The 21,835-nt window shown below is 76.0% G+C and carries 16 protein-coding genes and 1 riboswitch; of the genes, 7 read left to right on the top strand and 9 right to left on the bottom strand.

What is annotated here, in order from left to right; all coding sequences use genetic code 11:
• Window positions 1–157 precede the first annotated feature (157 nt).
• Together ACZ6PY_RS23150 and ACZ6PY_RS23145 are read right to left on the bottom strand one after the other, a co-directional pair.
• Window positions 158–2,992: a Na+/H+ antiporter subunit A gene (locus ACZ6PY_RS23150; protein ID WP_466074961.1), complete on the bottom strand. Its 2,835-nt coding sequence runs from the start codon at window positions 2,990–2,992 to the stop codon at window positions 158–160.
• Between the two features lie 121 nt (window positions 2,993–3,113).
• Window positions 3,114–3,482: a hypothetical protein gene (locus ACZ6PY_RS23145; protein WP_313722453.1), complete on the bottom strand. Its 369-nt coding sequence runs from the start codon at window positions 3,480–3,482 to the stop codon at window positions 3,114–3,116.
• 171 nt (window positions 3,483–3,653) lie between these two features.
• Here ACZ6PY_RS23145 and ACZ6PY_RS23140 point away from each other — a divergent pair, with 171 nt between their 5' ends.
• The 5 genes from ACZ6PY_RS23140 (at window position 3,654) to ACZ6PY_RS23120 (ending at window position 14,655) form a co-directional block, all read left to right on the top strand.
• A complete protein-coding gene (locus ACZ6PY_RS23140; protein WP_466074960.1) occupies window positions 3,654–8,411 on the top strand; it encodes an Lhr family helicase in 4,758 nt (1,585 codons plus the stop codon).
• A gap of 262 nt (window positions 8,412–8,673) precedes the next feature.
• Complete coding sequence (locus ACZ6PY_RS23135) at window positions 8,674–9,180, top strand: GNAT family N-acetyltransferase (protein WP_466074959.1); 507 nt, start codon at window positions 8,674–8,676, stop codon at window positions 9,178–9,180.
• Complete coding sequence (locus ACZ6PY_RS23130) at window positions 9,177–9,971, top strand: SAM hydrolase/SAM-dependent halogenase family protein (RefSeq protein ID WP_466074958.1); 795 nt, start codon at window positions 9,177–9,179, stop codon at window positions 9,969–9,971. The genes ACZ6PY_RS23135 and ACZ6PY_RS23130 overlap by 4 nt, the downstream gene beginning before the upstream one ends.
• A gap of 37 nt (window positions 9,972–10,008) precedes the next feature.
• A complete protein-coding gene (locus ACZ6PY_RS23125; protein ID WP_466074957.1) occupies window positions 10,009–10,914 on the top strand; it encodes a zinc finger domain-containing protein in 906 nt (301 codons plus the stop codon).
• 129 nt (window positions 10,915–11,043) lie between these two features.
• Window positions 11,044–14,655, top strand: a complete 3,612-nt coding sequence (locus tag ACZ6PY_RS23120; protein WP_466074956.1) for a multicopper oxidase domain-containing protein — start codon at window positions 11,044–11,046, stop codon at window positions 14,653–14,655.
• A gap of 17 nt (window positions 14,656–14,672) precedes the next feature.
• On the opposite strand, the gene pspM is transcribed toward ACZ6PY_RS23120, so the two are convergent.
• The 7 genes from pspM to ACZ6PY_RS23085 all read right to left on the bottom strand — a co-directional run bounded on the left by pspM (window position 14,673) and on the right by ACZ6PY_RS23085 (window position 20,951).
• Window positions 14,673–15,452 carry a phage shock envelope stress response protein PspM gene (pspM, locus tag ACZ6PY_RS23115; RefSeq protein ID WP_466074955.1) on the bottom strand — a complete coding sequence of 260 codons (780 nt, stop codon included), beginning with the start codon at window positions 15,450–15,452 and terminating at the stop codon, window positions 14,673–14,675.
• Between the two features lie 17 nt (window positions 15,453–15,469).
• Window positions 15,470–16,321 (bottom strand): PspA/IM30 family protein, encoded by an 852-nt coding sequence (locus ACZ6PY_RS23110; protein WP_466074954.1) that lies wholly within the window; start codon window positions 16,319–16,321, stop codon window positions 15,470–15,472.
• A 166-nt stretch (window positions 16,322–16,487) separates the two neighbouring features.
• Entirely contained in the window at window positions 16,488–16,925 is a 438-nt protein-coding gene (locus ACZ6PY_RS23105) for a helix-turn-helix domain-containing protein (RefSeq protein ID WP_466074953.1), read from the bottom strand.
• A gap of 227 nt (window positions 16,926–17,152) precedes the next feature.
• The gene (locus ACZ6PY_RS23100; RefSeq protein ID WP_466074952.1) at window positions 17,153–17,728 is read right to left on the bottom strand and encodes a CinA family protein; all 576 of its coding nucleotides are present in this window, start codon (window positions 17,726–17,728) and stop codon (window positions 17,153–17,155) included.
• Between the two features lie 93 nt (window positions 17,729–17,821).
• Complete coding sequence (pgsA, locus tag ACZ6PY_RS23095) at window positions 17,822–18,403, bottom strand: CDP-diacylglycerol--glycerol-3-phosphate 3-phosphatidyltransferase (RefSeq protein ID WP_313722464.1); 582 nt, start codon at window positions 18,401–18,403, stop codon at window positions 17,822–17,824.
• Window positions 18,404–18,450: 47 nt separating this feature from the next.
• Window positions 18,451–19,950: a 30S ribosomal protein S12 methylthiotransferase RimO gene (rimO, locus tag ACZ6PY_RS23090; protein WP_466074951.1), complete on the bottom strand. Its 1,500-nt coding sequence runs from the start codon at window positions 19,948–19,950 to the stop codon at window positions 18,451–18,453.
• 77 nt (window positions 19,951–20,027) lie between these two features.
• Window positions 20,028–20,951 (bottom strand): ornithine cyclodeaminase family protein, encoded by a 924-nt coding sequence (locus tag ACZ6PY_RS23085; RefSeq protein ID WP_466074950.1) that lies wholly within the window; start codon window positions 20,949–20,951, stop codon window positions 20,028–20,030.
• A gap of 95 nt (window positions 20,952–21,046) precedes the next feature.
• A riboswitch (guanidine-III (ykkC-III) riboswitch) is annotated at window positions 21,047–21,113 on the top strand.
• Between the two features lie 52 nt (window positions 21,114–21,165).
• Between ACZ6PY_RS23085 and ACZ6PY_RS23080 the strand changes: the two genes are divergently transcribed.
• Both ACZ6PY_RS23080 and ACZ6PY_RS23075 read left to right on the top strand, forming a co-directional pair.
• On the top strand, window positions 21,166–21,480 hold the full coding sequence (locus ACZ6PY_RS23080) for a DMT family transporter (RefSeq protein ID WP_355060880.1): 315 nt from the start codon (window positions 21,166–21,168) through the stop codon (window positions 21,478–21,480).
• A gap of 94 nt (window positions 21,481–21,574) precedes the next feature.
• Window positions 21,575–21,814, top strand: coding sequence for a hypothetical protein (locus ACZ6PY_RS23075; RefSeq protein ID WP_466074949.1), 240 nt, complete (start codon window positions 21,575–21,577; stop codon window positions 21,812–21,814).
• Window positions 21,815–21,835 lie beyond the last annotated feature (21 nt).

Raw genomic sequence — 21,835 nt, 5'->3', positions numbered from 1 at the left:
GCCCCCGGCCGGGACCGCGGCCCTCGCGGCGGCGCGTTCACGGTGCAGCTCCCTGTTCGCGACTGCGGGGCTCGCAGAACCGGCTCACTCCTCGCGCTCACGGTGCCGCTCCCTGTTCGCGACTGCGGGGCTCGCAGAACCGGCTCACTCCTCGCGCTCACGGTGCCTCCCCCTCGCGCTGCACGGCGAGCCCGCGGGCCGGCTCGCCGGCCGCCTCGACGTGCCGGTCCACCTCGGCGCCGAGGCTGCGCAGGATGTCCAGCACCAGCCCGACCACCACCAGGTAGACGCCGATGTCGAAGAAGAGCGACGTGACCAGGTAGAAGTCGCCGACCAGCGGCAGCCAGAGGTCGACCTTCACGCTCTCCAGCACCCGGCCGCTGAGGAGCAGCCCGAGCACCCCGCTCCCGACCGAGAGGGCCAGGCCCGCGCCGAGCACGGTGCCGGCGCCGACCGGCGCCGCCTCGGCCAGCTCGTACCGGCCGCCGGCCAGGTAGCGGACGGTCAGCGCGAGGCCGGCGACCAGGCCGCCGGAGAAGCCGCCGCCCGGGGAGTTGTGCCCGGAGAAGAGCAGGAACAGCGAGAAGAGCAGCACCGTGTGGAAGATCAGCCGGGTGACCACCTCGAAGACGATCGAGCGGCGGCGCGCGTGCAGGGTCGCCCCGCCGCGCAGCCAGACCGTCCGCCGGTCCCGGCCGGACCGGACCGGGGCGGGCCGGCGCGGCCGGGGCCCGGTGCGGGACCGCTCGAAGATCAGGCTGGCCACCCCGGTCGCGGTCACCACCAGCACGGCCATCTCGCCCATGGTGTCCCAGGCCCGGATGTCGACCAGGGTCACGTTGACCACATTGCGGCCGTAGCCCTGCGCCACGGCCAGGTCGGGAAACGCCGCGGAGATCGACGGGGTCCGCCGCGCACCGGCCGCGGCCAGCGCCAGCCCGGCCATGACCAGGCCGGCGGCCACCCCGATGCCCCGGCGCACCCAGCGGCTGCGGCGCAGGGGGCGGGCCGAGAAGCGGTCCGGGAGCCGGCGCAGCACCAGCACGAAGACGGCGATGGTGGCGGTCTCCACGAGGAACTGGGTGAGCGCCACGTCGGGCGCGCCGTAGAGGACGAACATCATCGCGGTGCCGTAGCCGGTGACGCCCACCAGCAGCATGGCGGTGAGCCGGCGCCGGGCACCCACCGCGAGCAGCGCGGCCACCGCGATCACCACGCAGACCACGAGCTGGGTCGGGTTGTCCCAGACGGCGATCTGCGTGCGCCAGGGCCGGGTGGCCAGCATGGCGCCGCCCGGCACCAGCACCAGGCAGACCAACACGGTGCCCAGGTACTGCGGCAGGGCACCGCGCTGGGTCGCGCCGGTGACCTCGATGGCGAACCGGTCGAACCCGTGGGTGATCCACTCGTACCCCTGGTTGCCGCCGACCGGCGACTTCAGCCGGGCCAGCGCGGGGGTGAGCGGGCCGCGAACCAGGTGCAGCACGTACCCGCCGGCCAGCACGACGGCGGACAGGCCGAGCGCCGCGGTCGGTCCGTGCCAGAGCGCCAGCTTCTCCTCGACCGGGCCGAACAGCTCGGCGTACGGGCGGAGCAGGCCGCCCAGCCAGCCGGCGGCCGGGCCGGCGGCGAACCCGGCGACGGCGAGCAGGGCCGGGGGTACGAGCATCGCGGCGGGCGGCCGCTCCACGTCGGTGACCGGCACGCCCGGCCGCGACGCGAACGCGCCCCAGAGGAACCGGATGCTGTACGCGACGGTCAGCGCGCTTCCGGCCACCAGCCCGGCGAGCACCACGGGCCGTTCGGTGAACGCCCCGAGCACCGCCTCCTTCGCCACGAACCCGAGCAGCGGCGGCACGCCGGCCATCGAGGCGGCGGCCAGCGCGGCGACCGTGGCGAGCAGCGGGGCGCTCCGTCCCACGCCGGACAGGTCGCGCAGGTCCCGGCTGCCGGCGCTGTGGTCGAGGATGCCGACGACGAGGAAGAGCGCCGCCTTGAACAGCGCGTGCGCCAGCAGCATGGCGACGCCGGCGAGGGCCGCCTTCGGGGTGCCCGCCCCGAGCACCACGGTGAGCAGGCCGAGCTGGCTGACCGTCCCGTACGCCAGCAGCAGCTTGAGGTCGGTCTGCCGCAGCGCCGCCCAGCCCCCGGCGACCAGGGTGACCAGCCCGGCGACCACGGTGACCGGACGCCACGGCCCGGCCGGCGCGAGCGCCGGGCCGAGCAGCCCGATGAGGAACACCCCGGCCTTCACCATGGCCGCCGCGTGCAGGTAGGCGCTGACCGGGGTGGGCGCCGCCATCGCCACCGGCAGCCACGAGGTGAAGGGGAACACCGCGGACTTCGCGAGCGCGCCGGCCAGGACGAGCAGCACGGCGACCACCAGGTAACCGCCGCCGGGCAGCGGCGCGGCCGTGACGACGGACCAGCGGTAGCTGCCGACGTGGTGGCCGAGCAGCAGGAAGCCGACGAGCATGGCGAGCCCGCCCAGCGTGGTGACGGTCAGCGCCTGGGCGGCGGCCCAGCGGCTGGACCGCCGCTCGGTGCTGTGCCCGATGAGCAGGTAGGAGAAGACCGTGGTCAGCTCCCAGAAGACGTAGAGCAGCAGCAGGTCGTCGGAGACGACCAGGCCGAGCATCGCCCCCGCGAAGGCGACCATGACGGCCGCGAACCGGGCCAGGCCCGCCGAGCCGGCGTGGAAGTAGCGTGCGGAGTAGACGAGCACCAGCGCGCCGACGCCGCCGACCAGCAGCAGCATCAGCCAGGACAGGGTGGTGACCCGCAGGGCCACGTCGAGCTGGAGCTCCGCCACCCACGGGTACGTCTCGACCACCGCTTCGCCCGCGCGGACCGCCCCGGTGTGCGCCACCGCCCACACGAAGGTGGCGGCCGGGGCGAGCGCGAGCAGCAGGCAGGCGCGGGGGCCCCACCGGCGGACCAGCAGCGGGGCGGACAGGGCCGCCACCAGGTGCAGGATCAGCAGGACGAGCACGCGCACTCCCGGTCGAGGTGACAGCGCACCGAGGCACGCTGCGGCCAGGACCGATCAGACGCCACATCCGCGCCCGACCGGGCGGTTTTCGGGAAACCGGCCCGGCGCCCGGCGACCCCGGTCAGCGCAGGGCGGGATCGGGGGCGGAGCGGTCCCGGCGGGGCGCCTCGACGAGCAGGTCGGTGCGGCCGAGCTGGCGGACCGCCTTGTTGACGACCCGCTGGGCGGCGGCCAGCGAGCGCACCGGCAGCAGCTTGCCGCGGCTCTCCCGGCGCAGCACGAAGTAGTGCACGGCGGCGCGGACGAGCCCCCGGTCGGCGGCGCTGGAGTGGGCGGTGGCGACGACCAGCTCGCGCAGGCAGCGGGCCAGTTCCTCGGCCAGCTCCAGCTCGGGGCCGTGCAGGCCGGTGCGCAGTGTGGCGAGGTGACTGTCGACCTTGCGGATGAGCACGTCGGTGCCGGACCCGGACCCTCGCCCCTGCACGGTCATCCAAGCCCCTCCACCCCACGCTGCGTTGCGAGTGAAGTTACTTTATGTTGCGCGGTGCAAGCAAGCAGTTAAGTAAGACTTAACGCATCCAAGGCCGCATCCGTCGCTTAAAGCACCGTCCCGGACACATCAGCGTCGCGCGAGGACCGGTTGTCACACGGTCGAGGCAGGATGGAGGGCGTGGCGGACGAGGTGACCCGGGGCGCGGCGGTCCTGGCGGGGTTCGGCGCGGCGACCCGGGAGTGGTTCACCGCGGCCTTCGCGGCGCCCACCGCCGCCCAGGAAGGCGCCTGGCGGTCCGTCGCGGCCGGCCGCAACGCGCTGGTCGTCGCCCCGACCGGGTCCGGCAAGACCCTCGCGGCGTTCCTCTGGTCGCTCGACCGGCTTGCCAAGGAGCCACCGCCCGCCGAGGCGCGGCAGCGCTGCCGGGTCCTCTACGTCAGCCCGCTCAAGGCGCTCGCCGTCGACGTCGAGCGGAACCTGCGCGCCCCGCTCACCGGCATCCGGCAGGCCGCCACCCGGCTCGGCCTCACCCCGCCCGACATCACCGTGGGCATGCGCACCGGCGACACCCCCGCCGACGAGCGGCGGGCCTTCGCCCGCACCCCGCCGGACATCCTCATCACCACGCCCGAGTCGCTGTTCCTGCTGCTCACGTCCGCCGCCCGCGACTCGCTGCGCGGGGTCCGCACGGTGATCGTCGACGAGGTGCACGCGGTCGCCGGGACGAAGCGCGGCGCTCACCTGGCGCTCTCCCTGGAACGCCTCGACGCGCTGCTGGAGACCCCGGCGCAGCGGATCGGGCTCTCCGCCACCGTCCGGCCGATCGACGTCTGCGCCCGGTTCCTCGGCGGCGCCCGCCCGGTCGACGTGGTGCAGCCGCCCACCAGCAAGACCATCGAGGTCAGCGTCCAGGTCCCCGTCGAGGACATGACCCGCCTCGACGAGCAGGAGCCGCCGGAGGACGCGCTGGGCGGGGTCGGGCCGCGCCGGGCGTCGATCTGGCCCGCCGTCGAGGAGCGGGTCTTCGCGTTGATCCGGGCGCACCGGTCGACGATCGTGTTCACCAACTCGCGGCGCAGCGCCGAGCGGCTCTGCGCCCGGCTCAACGAGCTGGCCGCCGAGGAGCTGGAGGCGGCGGCCGCCCCGGACGGCGGCCGCGCGGCCCGGGGCGGGGAGCCGGTGCGCGTATCCGAGCTGTTGCCCGGGGGCCACGGCCCGGCGGCCGGCGACGGCGGCCCGGCGGACGAGGGTCCTGGGGACGGTCCGGGGGGTGGCGTCGGCCCGGCGCGGCGGCGCGGCGCCGACGCGTTCGGCGGGCCGGTCGGGCCGCTGCGCGCGCCCCGCCAGCCGGCCGAGGTGATGGCGCAGTCCGGGGCGGCGGCCGGGGCGCCACCGGTGATCGCCCGCGCCCACCACGGCAGCGTCTCCCGGGAGGAGCGCAAGCACATCGAGGAGGCGCTCAAGTCCGGCCAGCTCCCGGCCGTGGTCGCCACCTCCAGCCTGGAGCTCGGCATCGACATGGGCGCGGTCGACCTGGTCGTGCAGATCGAGGCCCCACCGAGCGTCGCCGCTGGCCTGCAGCGCGTCGGCCGGGCCGGGCACCAGGTCGGCGCGGTCTCCCGGGGCGTGGTCTTCCCGAAGCACCGCGGCGACCTGCTCTCCTGCACGGTGGTCGCCGAGCGGATGGGCGAGGGCGCGATCGAGGAGCTGCACTACCCGCGCAACCCGCTCGACGTGCTGGCCCAGCAGATCGTGGCGATGGTGGCCCTGGAGCCGTGGCGGCTGGGCGACCTGGCCGTGCTGGTCCGCCGGGCCGCGCCCTTCGCCGAGCTGCCCGACTCGGCGCTGCACGCGGTGCTCGACATGCTGTCCGGGCGCTACCCGTCGACCGCCTTCGCCGAGCTGCGCCCCCGACTGGTCTGGGACCGGGCCGCCGACGTGCTCACCGGCCGGCCCGGCGCGCAGCGGCTCGCCGTCACCAGCGGCGGCACGATCCCCGACCGAGGGCTGTTCGGCGTCTTCCTGGCCGGCGCCGAGCGGGCCGCCCGCGTGGGCGAGCTGGACGAGGAGATGGTCTACGAGTCCCGGGTCGGCGACGTGTTCCTGCTCGGCTCGTCCTCCTGGCGGATCGAGGAGATCACTCCCGACCGGGTGCTGGTCTCCCCCGCGCCCGGGCAGGCCGCCCGGATGCCGTTCTGGAAGGGCGACCAGCTCGGCCGCCCGGTCGAGCTGGGCCGGGCCATCGGCGCGCGGGTCCGGGCCCTGCTGCGGCAGTCCGACACCGACGCGGTGGCCGCACTGCGCGCCGGCGGGCTGGACGACTGGGCCGCCGGCAACCTGATGGCCTACCTGCGCGAGCAGAAGGAGGCCACCCGGTCGCTGCCCGACGACCGCACCGTCGTGGTCGAACGGTTCCGCGACGAGCTGGGCGACTGGCGGCTCGCCGTGCACTCGGTGCTCGGCGCCCGGGTCAACGGCCCGTGGGCCCTCGCGATCGGCCGCCGGCTGGCCGAGCGCTACGGGGTGGACGCCCAGGTGATGCCCTCCGACGACGGGATCGTGGTCCGGCTGCCGGACACCGCCGAGGAGCCGCCCGGCGCCGACGTGGTGGTCTTCGACCCCGAGGAGATCGCCCAGCTGGTCGAGGAGTCCGTCGGCACCTCGGCGCTGTTCGCCTCCCGGTTCCGCGAGTGCGCGGCCCGGTCCCTGCTGCTGCCCCGCCGCGACCCGCGCCGCCGGCAGCCGCTCTGGCAGCAGCGCCAGCGCGCCGCCCAGCTGCTCGACGTGGCCCGCGAGTACGCCGACTTCCCGGTCACGCTGGAGGCCGCCCGGGAGTGCCTCCAGGACGTCTTCGACCAGCCGGCGCTGGCCGAGCTCATGCGCGACCTGGGCGCCCGCAAGGTCCGGCTGGTCGAGGTGGAGTCCGAGCGCCCGTCACCGTTCGCCCGCTCCCTGCTCTTCGGCTACGTGGGCGCGTTCCTCTACGAGGGCGACGCGCCGCTGGCCGAGCGGCGCGCCGCCGCCCTGGCCCTCGACTCCGGACTCCTCGGCGAGCTGCTCGGCCGGGTCGACCTGCGGGAGCTGCTGGACCCCGCGGTGCTGGCCGAGACCGAGCGGCAACTGCGCTGGCGCACCGAGCAGCGCCGCACCCGCGACGCCGAGGACGTGGTCGAGCTGCTCCGGGTGGTCGGCGACCTGAGCGAGGCCGAGCTGGCCGAGCGGGGCGTACCGGCGGGGTGGCTGGGCGAGCTGGAGGCCGCCCGCCGGGCGCTGCGCGTGCGGATCGCCGGGGAGGACCGCTGGGTGGTGATCGAGGACGCCGCCCGGCTGCGCGACGCGCTCGGCGTGGCGCTGCCCGTCGGGGTGGCCGAGGCCTACCTGGAGCCGGTGGCCGACCCGCTCGGTGACCTGGTCGCCCGCTACGCCCGCACCCACGGCCCGTTCGCGGCGGCCACCTGCGCCGCGCGCTTCGGGCTCGGGGTGTTCGTCGTCGAGCAGGCGCTGCGCCGGCTCGCCGCCACCGGGCGGGTGGTCTCCGGCGAGTTCGCCCCGGACAGCGTCGGCACCCAGTGGTGCGACGCCGAGGTGCTGCGGTTGCTGCGCCGCCGGTCCCTCGCTGCGCTGCGCCGCGAGATCGAGCCGGTGCCGCCCCGGGCGCTCGCCGCGTTCCTGCCCCGCTGGCAGCAGGTCGGCTCCTCGGCCCGGGGCGTCGAGGCGGTCGCCGCCACCGTCGAGCAGTTGCAGGGCGCGGCCGTGCCGGCGTCCGCACTGGAACGTCTCGTGCTGCCCGCCCGCATCGCCGACTACTCCCCCGCCCAGCTCGACGAGCTCTGCGCCAGCGGGGAGGTGGTCTGGGCCGGGTCCGGGGCGATCTCCGGCGGCGACGGCTGGGTCACCCTCGCGTACGCGGACGTCGCGCCGCTGCTGCTGCCCCCGCCCGACGAGGCGCTGGCCCTCACCCCGCTGCACGAGGCCGTGCTCGACGCGCTCGCCGACGGGCAGGCGCTGTTCTTCCGCTCCCTGTCCGACCGGATCGGCGCCACCGACGACACCGCCCTGGCGGCCGCCGTGTGGGACCTGGTCTGGGCCGGTCACCTCACCAACGACACCCTGGCCCCGCTCCGGGCGGCGCTCGGCGGCGGCGGGGCGCACCGCAGCCGGCCGACCGCCCCGCGGACTCGCTACCGCCGCCCCGGCCGGGTGGCGCTGCCCAGCCGCGGCGGCCCGCCCACCGTGGCCGGCCGCTGGTCCCGGCTGCCCGAGCGCGACCTCGACCCCACCCGGAGGGCCGCCGCCCTGGCCGACCTCCTGCTCGAACGGCACGGGGTGGTCACCCGGGGCGCGGTCATGGCCGAGCAGGTGACCGGCGGCTTCGCGGCGGTCTACCCGGTGCTCTCCGCGCTGGAGGAACGCGGGGCGGCCCGGCGCGGCTACTTCGTCGAGGGCCTGGGCGCGGCCCAGTTCGCCGTGCCCGGTGCGGTCGACCGGATCCGCGCCCTCGCCGACCCCGCCGACGACCGCCGGGGCCGAGGCGGGCCGACCGTGGTGCTCGCCGCCACCGACCCGGCCAACCCCTACGGCGCGGCGCTGCCCTGGCCCGACCGGGTGGTCGACTCCGGTGACGGGGCGGCCCCGGCCACCGGGCACCGGGCCGGGCGCAAGGCCGGGGCGCTGGTCGTGCTGGTCGGCGGCGACCTGGTGCTCTACGTCGAGCGGGGCGGGCGGACCATCCTCTCCTTCACCGACGACGCCGACGCGCTGGCCGCGGCCGGCAAGGCCCTCGCCGACGCGGTGCACTCCGGCGCGCTCGGCGCGATCTCGGTGGAACGCGCCGACGGCGAGGCCGTGCACTCCTCGCCGCTGCGCGACGCGCTCACGGCCGCCGGCTTCCGCGCCACCCCGCGCGGCCTCCGCCTCCGCGGCTGACCACCCACCGGACCCCGCACACCGCGTCATCCCTGTCGGCGCCGTCGCTGCTGCTGCGGGCATCGCTGCCCTCGTCGGCGTCGGACGTGGGCGATCTTGGTAGGAAATCGCCCCTGTAGGGGCCATTTCCTACCAAGATCTAGTCGTGTTCCGGGATGCGGATGGGCTTCCCGAGTGGCGGGAGCGGGGCACAGCCGGGAGGTGGCATCCGCTCCAGTTGTTGGTCGTTAGGGTGTGCCCGCACGGACGAGGAGGGACGCGGATGGCCTCGATTCAGGTACGACCCGCCGGGCCCGGCGACCACGCCGACCTCGCGGCACTGCACGAGCGGGAGTGGGGCGGCCCGCACGTGGTGGTCCACGACACCCGATACGACCTGCGGGAGCTGCCCGCCCTGGTGGCCGTGGACGAGGCGGGCGGCTTCGCCGGGGCGCTGGTGCACCGGCTCGCCGACGGCGGCCTCGAAGTGGTCAGCCTGGCCGCCACGGCACCGGGCAACGGTGCCGGGAGCGCCCTGCTGGCCGCCGCAGAGGCGGTCGCCACGGCCGCCGGGACGGACCGGCTCTGGCTGGTCACCACCAATGACAATCTCCGGGCGCTCCGCTTCTACCAGCGCCGGGGGCTGCGGATCGTGGCGGTGGACCCGGGCGCGGTCGACCGGGCACGCGCGGTCAAACCGAGCATCCCGCACCTGGGTGAGGACGACATCCCGCTCCATGACGAGTTGCGGCTGGAACGGCGGCTGACCGGACCGGAGGTTCGGCCGTGACCGGCCCCGGAGGGACGGCCTGGATCTCGCTGACCACGGACTACGGCCTGGCCGACGGATTCGTGGCGGCCTGCCACGGGGTGCTCGCCCGGTTCGCCCCGACCGCCCGGGTGATCGACGTGACCCACCTGGTGCCGCCGGCCGACGTACGCCGGGGTGCGGCCGTGCTCGCCCAGGCCGTGCCGTACCTGCCGGTGGGGGTGCACGTGGCGGTGGTCGACCCGGGCGTCGGCACGGCGCGGCGCGGTGTCGCCCTGGCCACCCCCGGCGGGCTGCTGGTGGGCCCGGACAACGGGCTGCTGCTGGACGCCGCCGAGGCCCTCGGCGGGGTCACCGGGGCGGTGGAGTTGACCAATCCGGCCTGGCTCGCCCCGACGGTTTCCCGCACCTTCCACGGGCGGGACGTGTTCGCGCCGGTCGCCGCGCGGCTGGCGCTCGGCGCCCCCGTCAGCGAGGCGGGCCCCGCCGTGGACCCGGCGACGCTGGTCCGGCTGCCGGAGCCGCTGGTCCGCACCGACGCCGGCGGCTTCACGGCCGAGGTACTGACCGTCGACCACTTCGGCAACGTCCAGCTCGCCGCCCCCGGCGCGCGGCTGGCCGGGCTGCCGGATCGGGTACGGGTGGCGGGCCGGGCGGCGGTGCGCGGGCGGACCTTCGGCGACGCGCCGGCCGGCGGGCTGGTCGCGTACGTGGACTCGGCCGGGCTGGTGGCGCTGGCGGTCAACACCGGCCGCGCGGTCGACCTGCTCGGCGTGCGCCCGGGCGACGTGGTGACGGTGACCGGCGACTGAGCCGTGCGGATTCCGCGCACCGAGGGAGGATGGACGGGTGCCCGAAGGCGACACCGTCTGGAACACCGCCCGCGTCCTGCAGCGCGCCCTGGCCGGCGCCCGGCTCACCGGCTCCGACTTCCGCGTGCCTCAGCTCGCCGCAACCGATCTGACCGGCTGGACCGTGCGCGAGTCGGCCAGCCGCGGCAAGCACCTGCTGCTCCGACTCACCGCACCGCCCGACGCCGCCGCACGGGCCACCCCCGAGCCGACCGACGGCGGCACCACCGCGCCGCCCGGCGGCGCCGGCGACGGGGGCGGGCGGGACTGGACGTTGCACTCGCACCTGCGGATGGACGGCGCCTGGCGGGCGTACGCCCCGGGCGAGCGGTGGTCGGCCCGGCCCGCGCACCTGATCCGGGTGGTGCTCCGCTCCCCCGGCGCGGTGGCGGTCGGCTACCACCTGCACGAGCTGGCCCTGATCCCGACCGCCGAGGAGGAGTCCCTGGTCGGCCACCTCGGCCCGGACCTGCTCGGCCCCGACTGGGACCCGGACGAGGCGGTGCGCCGGCTGTCCGCCCACCCCGACGACACGATCGGCGAGGCGCTGCTGGACCAGCGCAACCTGGCCGGGGTGGGCAACCTCTACAAGTGCGAGGTGCTGTTCCTGCGCGGGGTCAACCCGTGGACGCCGGTCCGCGCGGTGCCCGACCTGCCGGGCACGGTCACGCTCGCGCAGCGGCTGCTCGCCGCCAACCGGGGCCGCTGGGCGCAGAGCACCACCGGGTCGCTGCACCGGGGGCAGACCAGCTACGTCTACGGCCGGCGGGCCCAGCCGTGCCGGCGCTGCGGCACCGCCATTCGCAAGGAGGAACTGGGCGAGCGGGTCACCTACTGGTGCCCGGCCTGCCAGCCGGCCCCGCCCGTGGAACTTCCACGAACCACCCAAGATCGCCCGAGATAGGGACGATTGGGCAATTCCCTCCGCACCTTCGGCGTCGCATGCTGCGGTGGAGTGCTCACCGATCGTCAGCAGCGCGTACGCCCGCCACGTCGGGGTGACGGCAGGCGCGCCCCGACCCCGGGGAGAGCCATGGTGCTGTTCCGCAGACTCCGGCCGGGTTGGGCGGACCGCTTCGCCCGGACCGCCGAGGACCACGCGCCGACGGTCCCCGCCGCCCGCGCCGCCGAGGAGGAGACCGGCCCCACCCCGGCCAGTCTCGACCCGGCCGCCGTGCCGCGTCTGTTCGGCCCGGTGCCGAACTTCGCCGCCAGCCCGCTGCCCGTGCTCGACCGGGACGGCCGGCCGCTGCCCGGCACCGGCATCCGCAAGTTCGTCGACCCGCTGCCGGTGCCCGGTCCCCTCGCCACCGCCGGGCTCGGCGCCCGCCTGCCCGTCGCGGTCCCCGACACGATCACGTGGCCCGGCTGCGACTACTACGAGATCGGCCTCCAGGAGTACGCGCAGCGCCTGCACCGTGACCTGCCGGCCACCCGGCTGCGCGGCTACCGCCAGCTCAACCTGGGCACCGACGCGGCCGGCCACAACACGGTGGCCCCGCCCGACCGGCCGTGGCACCTCGGCCCGATGATCGTCGCCCGGCGCGGCCGGCCGGTGCGGATCAAGTTCATCAACCAGTTGCCCACCGGCCGGGCCGGCGAACTGTTCCTGCCGGTCGACGAGACGGTCGACGGGGCCGGGACCGGTCCGCTGGACGGGCCCGCGCCGTACCCGCAGAACCGGGCGGTCCCGCACCTGGCCGGGGCGCAGACGGCGTGGATCAGCGCCGGCAACCCGTGGCAGTGGGTCACCCCGGCCGGCGAGATCACCCCCTACCCGACCGGCGTGGGGGTGACCCCGGTGCCGGACATGCCGCCGCCCGGCGCGGGCGCCACGACGCTCTACTTCCCCAACGAGCAGAGCGGCCGGCTCATGTGGCTGCACGACAACACGCTCGGCCTGTCCCGGCTCACCGTCTACTCGGGGCAGCTCGCGCTCTACCTGCTGACCGACCCGGCCGAGGAGCGGCTGGTCGACGACGGCGTGCTGCCCGCCGACCAGCTGCCCCTGGTGATCGAGGACAAGACCTTCGTGCCGGACGACGCCCAGCTCGCCGCCCAGGATCCGACCTGGGATCGGGACCGCTGGGGCGCGAAGGGCAGCCTCTGGCACCCGCACGTCTACCAGCCCCGGCAGAACCCGTACCGGAGCACGGGCGGGAACCCGACCGGCCGCTGGGACTACGGCCCGTGGACGCACGACCCGGACGGCGGGGCCAGCCCCTGGGTCGCCCCGGTGCCGAACCCGCACCACGAGCCGGTCACCGAGCCGGACGAGCCGCCCCTCGCGCCGGGAGTGCCGCACCCGTCCGCCGTGCCCGAGGCGTACGGGGACACGCCGCTGGTCAACGGGGTGGCCTACCCGTACCTGGAGGTCGCGCCGCGGGCGTACCGGTTCCGGATCCTCAACGCCTGCCCGGACCGCACGCTCAACCTCCAGCTCTACCGGGCCGTCTCCGACCAGCCGATGTGGACCGGGACCGGCGCGCCGGGCGACCCGCGCGCCGGAGAGGTGCCGATGGTCGACGCGGTCCGGGCGGCCGGGCGGCCGGCGCACTGGCCGGCCGACGGGCGCGAGGGCGGGGTGCCCGATCCGGCCGCCGCCGGCCCGGAGCTGATCCAGATCGGCAACGAGGGTGGCCTGCTGCCCGCCCCCGTGGTGCTGGCCCACCGCCCGGTCGGCTACCGGTACGACCGCCAGGACCCCACCGCGCTCAACCTGGACGGGCACACCCTGCTGCTCGCCCCCGGCGAGCGGGCGGACGTGGTGGTGGACTTCGCGACCGTCCTGCCGGGCACCACCCTGATCCTCTACAACGACTGCCCGGCACCGCTGCCCCGGTTCGACCCCCGCTACGACCACCACACCGACGCGCCGGACCGCACCGCCACCGGCGGCCTGCCCGCCGCCTGCCCCGGCTACGGCCCGAACACCCGCACCCTGCTCCAGATCCGGGTGACCGGCACCCCGGCCGAGCCGTACGACCGGGACCGGCTGGCCGCCCGGCTGCCCGGCGCGTACGCGGAGAGCCAGCGACCGCCGATCGTGCCGCAGCCGGCCTACGACGCGGCCTTCGGCACCCGCACGCCCGGCGCGACGCTGGTGCCCGTACGGGCCACGTCGGTGACGTTCACCCCGGCCGGCGCGTCCACCCCGGTCACGCTGCCGCTGGCCGTGAAGTCGGTAGGGCAGGTCTTCGAGCCCCGGCACGGCCGGGCCGTCGGGCGGCTCGGGGTCGCCCACCCGAACGCCGGGCACCGCACCCCGGCCACCCTGCCGCTCGGCCCCGCCGACCCGGCCACCGAGGTGCTGTACGCGACCGACCCGACCGTGCCGGTGGGCGGGCCGGCCGACGGCACCCAGCTGTGGCGGATCGTCGGCGACGCGCCCCGCACCCACCCGGTGCACGTCGAGGGCTGCGACGTGCAACTGGTCAACCGGGTCGGCTGGGACGGCACGGTCCGCCCGCCCGACGCCAACGAGCTGGGCTGGAAGGACACCGTCCGGGTCAACCCGCGGGAGGACGTGATCGTGGCCCTGCGCCCGGTCCCGCCCACCCTCCCCTTCAAGATCGGCGACAGCGTGCGGCTGCTCGACCCGACCCGGCCGGCCGGCGCCCGGCTGGACGCCAGCCCGGTCAGCCCGGTCGACGGGCGGCCCGCCGCGGTGGTCAACCAGCTGGTCAACCTGGGGTGGGAGTACCGCTGGCAGACCCGCTCGGCGGGGCTGCGCGACCAGGGCATGAGCCGGCCGCTCGTGCTGCGGATGGCGCCCAAGGCGCCGACCGGGCTGACCGCCACCCCGGCGCCCGGCTCGGCCACCGCGCTGCCCGCCATCGCGCTGACCTGGACCGGCAACGGCAGCCGCCCGCCGGCCACCAGCCACCGGCTGCAACGCGCCACCGACGCGGCCTTCACGGCCGGGCTCACCGAGCTGACCGTGGCCGCCGCGGCCACCCGGTACACCGACGCGACAGTCACCCCCGGGGTGACCTACCACTACCGGATCCGGGCCGAGAACGCGGTGAGCTGCTCGGCCTGGTCGAACAGCATCCCCGCGTCGGTGCAGCTCACCGCGCCGGCCAGGCTGGCCGCCGTGATCCCGCCGGCCGCGCCGCTGCGGATCGCGCTGCGCTGGGCGAACCGCTCCTTCGCGACCGGCGTGGACGTGCAGCGGGCCACCAACCCGACGTTCACGAGCGGGCCGGGGACCACGGCCATCGCCGTGGGCGAGGCACACCTCGACCCGGTGGTCGCACCGGACACCACCTACTACTACCGGGTACGCACCACCTACCTGGGCGCGGCGTCACCCTGGTCGACGGTGGCCACGGTGACCACGCCGCCCCGGCCCGGGGTGCCGACCGGGGTGCTCGCCACCGCCACCGCGCCCGCCCCGGACACCGCCACGGTGATCCTGAGCTGGTCGGCCAGCACGCCCACCGGCACGGGCGCCGGCTTCGTGGTGCAGCGCGCCACCGACGCCGCGTTCACGCACGACCTGGCCACGTTCAGCGTGACCGGCCGCGGCTTCACGAACACCGGCCTGGCCCGGGGAGCGACGTACCACTACCGCATCCGCTCGGTCAACGTCGTCGGCACCTCGGCCTGGACCGCCCCCACCCAGGTCACCACGCCCGACTGACGCGGGGAGGCGGTGGGTCAGGGGGTGCGGAGGGGCGCGTGCGCGGTGCGGAGCTCGGCCAGGGCGGACGCGACGCCATGCAGCAGGTCGGTGGCCTCGGTGAGGCGGGCGGACGAGGGATCGTGGGTGGCGGGATGGGCGTCCTCGGCCACGTAGCCGGCGGCGGCCACCACCAGCCGCTCGTACGCGGCCACTCCGCTCTCCAGCTGGTCGACCAGGGTGGCGTGCGCCTCGGCGAGCGAGCCGCGTGCGTCGGCGGGGGCGAGCTTCAGGGCGCGTTCCACGCCGGCCACCCGGTTGGCCAGGTCACGCAGGGAACGGTCGGCGTCGGCCGCCTCGCGGACCGCCGGCTCGGCCAGCCCGGTGAGCCGGCCGGCCAGCCCGGCCAGGGTCAGCGCGGCCCGGTCCAGCCGGGCCCACGCCTCGGCGGCGGTGGTGCCGCGCAGCGCGAGGCGGGAGCGGACGCGGCGTACCTCGGCGAGGACGCCGGGGCCGACGGGCAGCCGCTCGACGGCGGCGACCAGCCGGGCGCGGGAGCGGGCGGCGGCCTCGGCCGGGTCGAGGGCCGGCGGGGCCGGCGCGGCGGCGAGGACCCTCAGGTCGGCCCAGCGCCAGACCGCGACGGCGACGGCGCTGCCGGCGGCCCCGGCCCAGACGGCGTCGGGCAGGCCCAGCCCGGCGTACGGGGTCAGCACGGCGGCGGCGCCGCCCAGCCCACCGGCCAGGACGCTCCAGCGCCGCGCGGACCGGCGCAACCTGCGCAGCCGGCGGAAGTGCCGCGCCCGCTCGTCGACCATCGGTCTCCCCCATCCCCCTAGCTGGTGGTGCTCTCCCCGGCGCCGCGCTCCCGGCTCATGTTGGCCCGGATCTCGTCGAGCCGGGCGGCGGCCGCCGGGTCGGCGGGCTGCCCCACGGCGGGGCGTTCCTGCCGGCCGCCGAGCTGCTCGCCGGCCATGCTCGACCGGATCTGCTCCAGTCTCGCCGACCCGGCCGAGTCGAGGGTCGCCTTCTGGATCTCCATCATCCGGCCCTCGACGGAGTTGCCGGCCAGCTCGGCCCGGCCCATCGCGTCGGCGTAGCGGCGCTCGATCCGGTCGCGGACCTCGTTGAGCGACGGCGTGGTGCCGGGGGCGGTGAGCGCCGACATCGACTCCAGCGAGCGGGCCACGGTCTCCTGCATCTTGGCCTGCTCGAGCTGGCTGAGCAGCTTGCTGCGCTCGGCCAGCTTCTGCTGGAGGATCATCGAGTTGTTCTCGACCGCCTTGCGGGCCTGCGCGGCCGCGCCGAGCGCCTGGTCGTGCAGGGTCTTGAGGTCCTCCATGGCCTGCTCGGCGGAGACCAGCTGGCTGGCCAGCAGCTGCGCGGACTGCTCGTAGCGGCCGGCCTCGGTCTCGTCGCCGCGGCCCCGGGACTGGTCGGCCAGGACCAGGGCCTGCCGGGCGTTGGCCTGGAGCTGCTCGACCTCGGTCATCTGCCGGGAGAGCTTCATCTCCAGCTGGCGCTGGTTGCCGATCACGGCGGCCGCCTGCTGGACCAGCGCCTGGTGCTGCCGCTGGGCCTCCTCGATGGCCTGCTGGATCTGCACCTTCGGGTCGGCGTGCTCGTCGATCTTCGCGCCGAAGAGCGCCATCAGGTATTTCCAACCCTTGACGAACGGGTTCGCCATCTCCGCCTTGTCCCCTCAGTAGCGTCGCGTCGCCCGACCGGGGTCGACCGGCGAGCCGCGCGGTGTGCCTCCATCGTCCCAGTCGGACGCCAACCCGGCACCCCGTACGACCCTGATCAACACTACGACGGGTCCGCCACCGGCGGCCACGGCGCGACGGGCGGGATCAGGCGGCGCAGACCACGTCCCGGTCCGCGGAACGGACCCGGGTGGTGCGCAGCGTCGCCTTGAGCGGCGAGTCCTGGCGGACCTGGACGGCCACCGAGCCGTCGGAGGTGACCTGGCGGACTCCCCGGTTGGTGGCCTTGCGCACGGCCGGCGTCGGCTCGATCGACTCATCGGTCACCGGGACCAGCACCCCCGGCATCTGCTCGGCCAGGGCGACGGTGTCGCTGACCTCGCGGAGCAGCTCGGAGAGGCGGGCGCCGAGCGCGTCGCAGATCGCGGCCAGCAGCTCGCTGGACGGCTCCTTCTGGCCGCGCTCGATCTCGGAGAGGTAGCCGAGGCTCACGTTGGCGGCGGAGGAGACCTCGCGGAGGGTGCGGTGCTGCCCCTGCCGGCGCGCCCGCAGTGCGTCACCGATCACCCGGCGTAGCAGAACCATCGCACCTCCCCCTGAACGGGAACCACCATCTCCGGCCGGGCGTGCCGCGCCGGGCGCGGCGGACCGCCCCGGCGCCGGCGTCGTCCGCCGGAGCCTTCCCGCAACCGTACCCGTTGGTCGCCCCGACGACATCCCACCCCGCCTCTCCAATCCTGCCGGACCGATCTCGCGGGCCGGTCGGCGGCCCCGGGCCGGTGCGGCCGCGGTCGGGCGTGTCGCGGACCGGGTCACCGTTGGCCGGCTCCGGCCCGGTCGGCGCCGTCCGCCTCGTCGGCGGACCGCGCCTCGTCGGCCTGGGCGGCGGCGTGGATCTGCTCGGCGAGCAGGCGCAACGCCTCGATCACCGCGGCCGAGCGGACGTGGTCCCGGCCACCGTCGAGGCGCAGCTCACGCACCTCGCCGCGGCCGCCGGGCCCGGCGGCGGCCACGTAGACCAGGCCGACCGGCTTGCCGTCCTGCGGCTCCGGCCCGGCCACGCCGGTGGTGGCCAGGCCCCAGTCGGCGCCGCAGCGCCGCCGGCCGCCCTCGGCGAGGGCGGCGGCCACGTCCGGATCGACCGGCCCGCGCTCGGCCAGCAGGTCCTCCGGTACGCCGGCCAGCTCCGACTTCAACTCGGTGGCGTAGACCACCAGGCCGCCCCGGAAGACCCCGCTGACCCCGGCGATCTCCACGATCGAGGCGGAGAGCAGCCCGCCGGTCAGTGACTCGACGGTGGCCAGTGTCTCCTTGCGCTCGTGCAGGCTGTGCACCACCGAGGCCGCCGGACTTCCGGCGGGCCGCTCGTAGTTCGCATCCGTCCCCATGCCGGCCCTCTCTTCCCGTCCCGCGGCGACCTACTCATCCTGCGCACCGATTCGCCGATCATGACGTTGTGGGCGGCGACGCGCCGGCCGGGATCAGCGGGTGGGACGGCGCAGCCGCAGCGCCTGGGCGATGTAGTCGAAGCCGGTGACCACGGTGACGACCACGGCCGCTCCCATGATCCAGGGACCGACCGGGGCCAGCGCCTCGGGCATCGGCCAGAGGTACCAGGTGATCGCCAGGATCTGCAGCGCGGTCTTGACCTTGCCACCCCGGCTGGCCGCGATGACGCCGTGCCGGATCACCCAGAACCGCAGCGCGGTGATGCCCAGCTCGCGGGCGAGGATCACCGCGGTCACCCACCAGGGCAGCCGGTCGTACCAGGAGAGCAGCACCAGGGCGGCGCCGGTGAGCGCCTTGTCGGCGATCGGGTCGGCCACCTTGCCCAGCGAGGTGACCAGCCCGAACCGGCGGGCGATCCAGCCGTCCACCAGGTCGGTCGCCGAGGCCACCACGAAGATCACGCAGGCCGCCATCCGCCAGCCGGCGTGGCTCATGGCGGAGGCGACCACGGTGACCGCGAAGACCGGGACCAGCACCAGTCGCACCGCGGTCAGCACGTTCGCCGCGTTGAGCAGGGGCACCGGGGCCGCCACCGTCGACTCCGCTCCGGTCATGTCCGGCACCGCCCCACGTGGCTTCCCCGTTCCGTCCGCTCCCGCCGTCACCGTGCCGCGCCGGGCGCCGCCGAGATCATCTCATCCGGTACGGCGATCAGGTCGACTCCCTCGGTCGCGGTGACCGTGGCCCGGACCAGGTCGCCGGGGCGCAGCGCGGCCAGGTCCACCCCGCCGCCCCGCGGGGCGACCAGGGTGGTCGAGCCGTCGACCTCGGGGGCCTGGTGGGCGGCCCGCCCCTCGACCACGCCGTCGGCGACCGAGTCGACAAGCACCTCCACGGTCGAGCCGAGCCGCTCCTCGGCCCGCTGCGAGCACAGCTCGTCGGCGAGCGCGGCGAGCCGGTCGTAGCGCCGCTTGATCGTCGCGGCGGAGACCTTGCCGGGCAGGCCGGCGGCCTCGGTGCCGTCCTCGTCGCTGTAGTCGAACACCCCGATGGCGTCGAGCCGCGCCTCGGTCAGGAAGCGGGTCAGCTCGGCCACATCCTGCCGGGTCTCGCCCGGGAAGCCGACGATGAAGTTGCTGCGCGCGCCGGCCGCCGGGGCCAGCTCGCGGGCGGAGGCGAGCAGCTCCAGGAACCGGTCGGTGGAGCCGAAACGGCGCATCCGGCGCAGCACCGGCTCGCTGGAGTGCTGGAACGACAGGTCGAAGTACGCGGCGACGCCCGGCGTGGTGGCGATCACCTCGACCAGGCCGGGCCGGGTCTCGGCGGGCTGGAGGTAGCTGGCCCGCACCCGCACGATGCCGTCGATCGCGGCGAGCTGCGGGAGCAGCTTCTCCAACGCCCGGGGGTCACCCAGGTCCTTGCCGTACGACGTGGAGTTCTCACTGACCAGCACCAGCTCGCGGACGCCGGTCTTGGCCAGCCACTCCGCCTCGGCGAGCAGCTCGTCCGGCGTACGCGAGACGAACGCCCCGCGGAACGCCGGGATGGCGCAGAACGCGCAGCGCCGGTCGCAGCCGCTGGCCAGCTTGAGCGACGCCACCGGCCCGGTGTCGAGCCGGTGCCGCAGCACCTGCCGCAGGTGCGCCGGGGTGTGCTCGTCGGCCTCCGTGGTGACCCGGGTCGGGGTGCCGTGACCGGGCAGCGACACGGCCGCCTCCCGGCGCTTCACCGGGGTGAGGGGCAGCAGCTCCCGCCGGTCGCGCGGGGTGTGCGCGCCCAGCGTCTCGCCGGCCACCACGGCGTCCAGCCGGGCGGCGATGTCCGGGTAGTCGTCGAAGCTGAGCACCGCCTGCGCCTCGGGGAGGCTGTCGGCCAGCTCGCGGCCGTAGCGCTCGGCCATGCAGCCGGCGGCGACCACCTTCGCGCCGGTGTCGGCGGCGGCCAGCAGCGTCTGGATCGAGTCCTGCTTGGCCTTCTCCACGAAACCGCAGGTGTTCACCACCACCACGTCGGCGCCCTCGCCGTCGGTGGTCACCTGCCAGCCGTCGGCGTGCAGCCGGGCGGCCAACTCCTCCGAGTCGACCTCGTTGCGGGCGCAGCCCAGGGTCAGCAGGGCGACGCGACGGCCGTCAGCAGAAGAGGGGGAGGTGGCAGACACCATCCGAGGGTACCGGGCCGGGCCGGGAACCCCACGACGGCCGGCCGGGGGCATCGGCCGGCTCACACTCCGGCCGCGGGTCAGCGGGCCGCCGCGCCGACCCGCGCCAGCCGGTCGAGCAGGAAGACCTCCGTGCCGGCCAGGCCGGTGGAGCAGAAGACCGAGATCTGGTCCGCGGCGGTCCGCCCCGGGTCCGCCCCGGCCAGCACCGCGCCCAGGTCGCGCAGCCGGTCCCCGTACGGCGCGACGGCGGCGAGCATCGGCGGGGCGTACGCGGCCGCCTGGGCGGGCGAGTCGGTGACCAGCAGGTCGGCGGCGGCCAGCAGGTCGGGCCCGAACTCGTGCCGGTCGACCTGCTTGAAGCCGACCGCGTTGACGTGGGTGCCGGGGGCGAGGTCGGCGGCGGCCAGCACCGGGCAGGTGCTGGTGGTGGCGAGTACGACGAGGTCCCGGTCGCGCACCGCCGCGGCGGCCGAGTCGACCGCGCGGGCCGGTACGCCCAGCTCGGCCCGCACCCGGGCGGCGAACGCCTCCCGGCGGGCGGCCGAGCGGCTGTGCACGGTCACCTCGCGCAGCGGGCGGACCGCGGCGGCGGCCCAGACCTGGGTCCACGCCTGGCGGCCCGAGCCGACCACGCCGAGGGTGGCCGCGTCGGGACGGGCCAGCGCGTCCACGGCCACCCCGCCCAGTCCCCCGGTGCGCCGCGAGCCCAGCTCCTCGCCGACCGCGATGGCGCGTACCGCGCCGGTGGTGGCGTCGTGCAGCACCACGAGCTGCCCGCTCTCCGGGTGCCCGAACGTGTCGTACGAGCGGAAGCCGTACCACTCGCCGGTGAGGTGCCCGGCCGTGAGCACCATCCGGCCGCCGCCGAGCGGGGCGGACGCCCGGGGCGGGGCGATCAGCCGCCCCTCGTACGCGGCCAGCAGCGCGTCCCGCATGGCGGCGACGGTGCGCGGGGCGTCCAGGGCGGCGGCGACGTCCTCGTCGGAGAAGAGCACGGTCATGCGGACCATCGTGCAACCTGAAGTTCACGTGAACTCCAGCGATGGTGGGGTTCGTCACCGTGCCGGACCGCCGACCCCGGCGGTGCTAGCGTCGGATCCGGCGGCCACCGTGCCGCCCCGGACGAGTGGTGGGCGTACCCGGTCAGGCCAAGACGCCCCGCGTGACCGCCCGTCCCGGCCCCGGTGGCCGGGCCCGTCCCGTCAGAGGTGACCCATGGCCTGGCTCGTGCTGGTGCTCTCCGGACTCCTGGAGACCGCCTGGGCGATCGCGCTGGACCGCAGCGCCGGCTTCACCCGCCCGCTCCCCTCCGTGGTCTTCGCCGTCTCGCTGGTGGCGAGCATGGCCGGGCTGGCGTACGCGCTGCGGGACATCCCGGTGGGCACCGGCTACGCGGTGTGGGTCGGCATCGGCGCGGTCGGCACCGCGCTGGTCGGCATGGTGGCGCTGGGCGAGTCGGCCAGCCTGCCCCGGATCGCCTGCCTGCTGCTGGTCGTCGCCGGCGTGGTCGGCCTCAAGCTCTTCCACTGACCGCCGACCCGCCGGCGTCCCGTTTGGACCTGCTGCCGCCCGGGGTATCCCCTCCTCGCTTCACCCGCGAGGAAACCCACCGACGGAGGACATCATGGCCGACATGCCCGCCAGCACCCGCCCCCGCAGCAACGCCGCCCGGATCTGCACGATCATCGGTTTCGTCTTCGCCGTCATCGCCCTCTTCGTGCCGTTCCTCGGCCTGGTCGGGCTGATCCTCGGCATCGTGGGCGCGGTGCTCGGCGACAAGCCGCTCGGCTGGTACGCCGCCGTCGCGAGCGTCGTGGGCGCCATCCTCGGCATGGTGCTCGCCGCCGCGGTGCTGAATTCCTGACCCCGTTCCCCGCACGACGAG

It is taken from the genome of Micromonospora sp. NPDC048907 (assembly GCF_055586885.1).
This window is presented reverse-complemented; position numbering and strand designations above follow the sequence as displayed.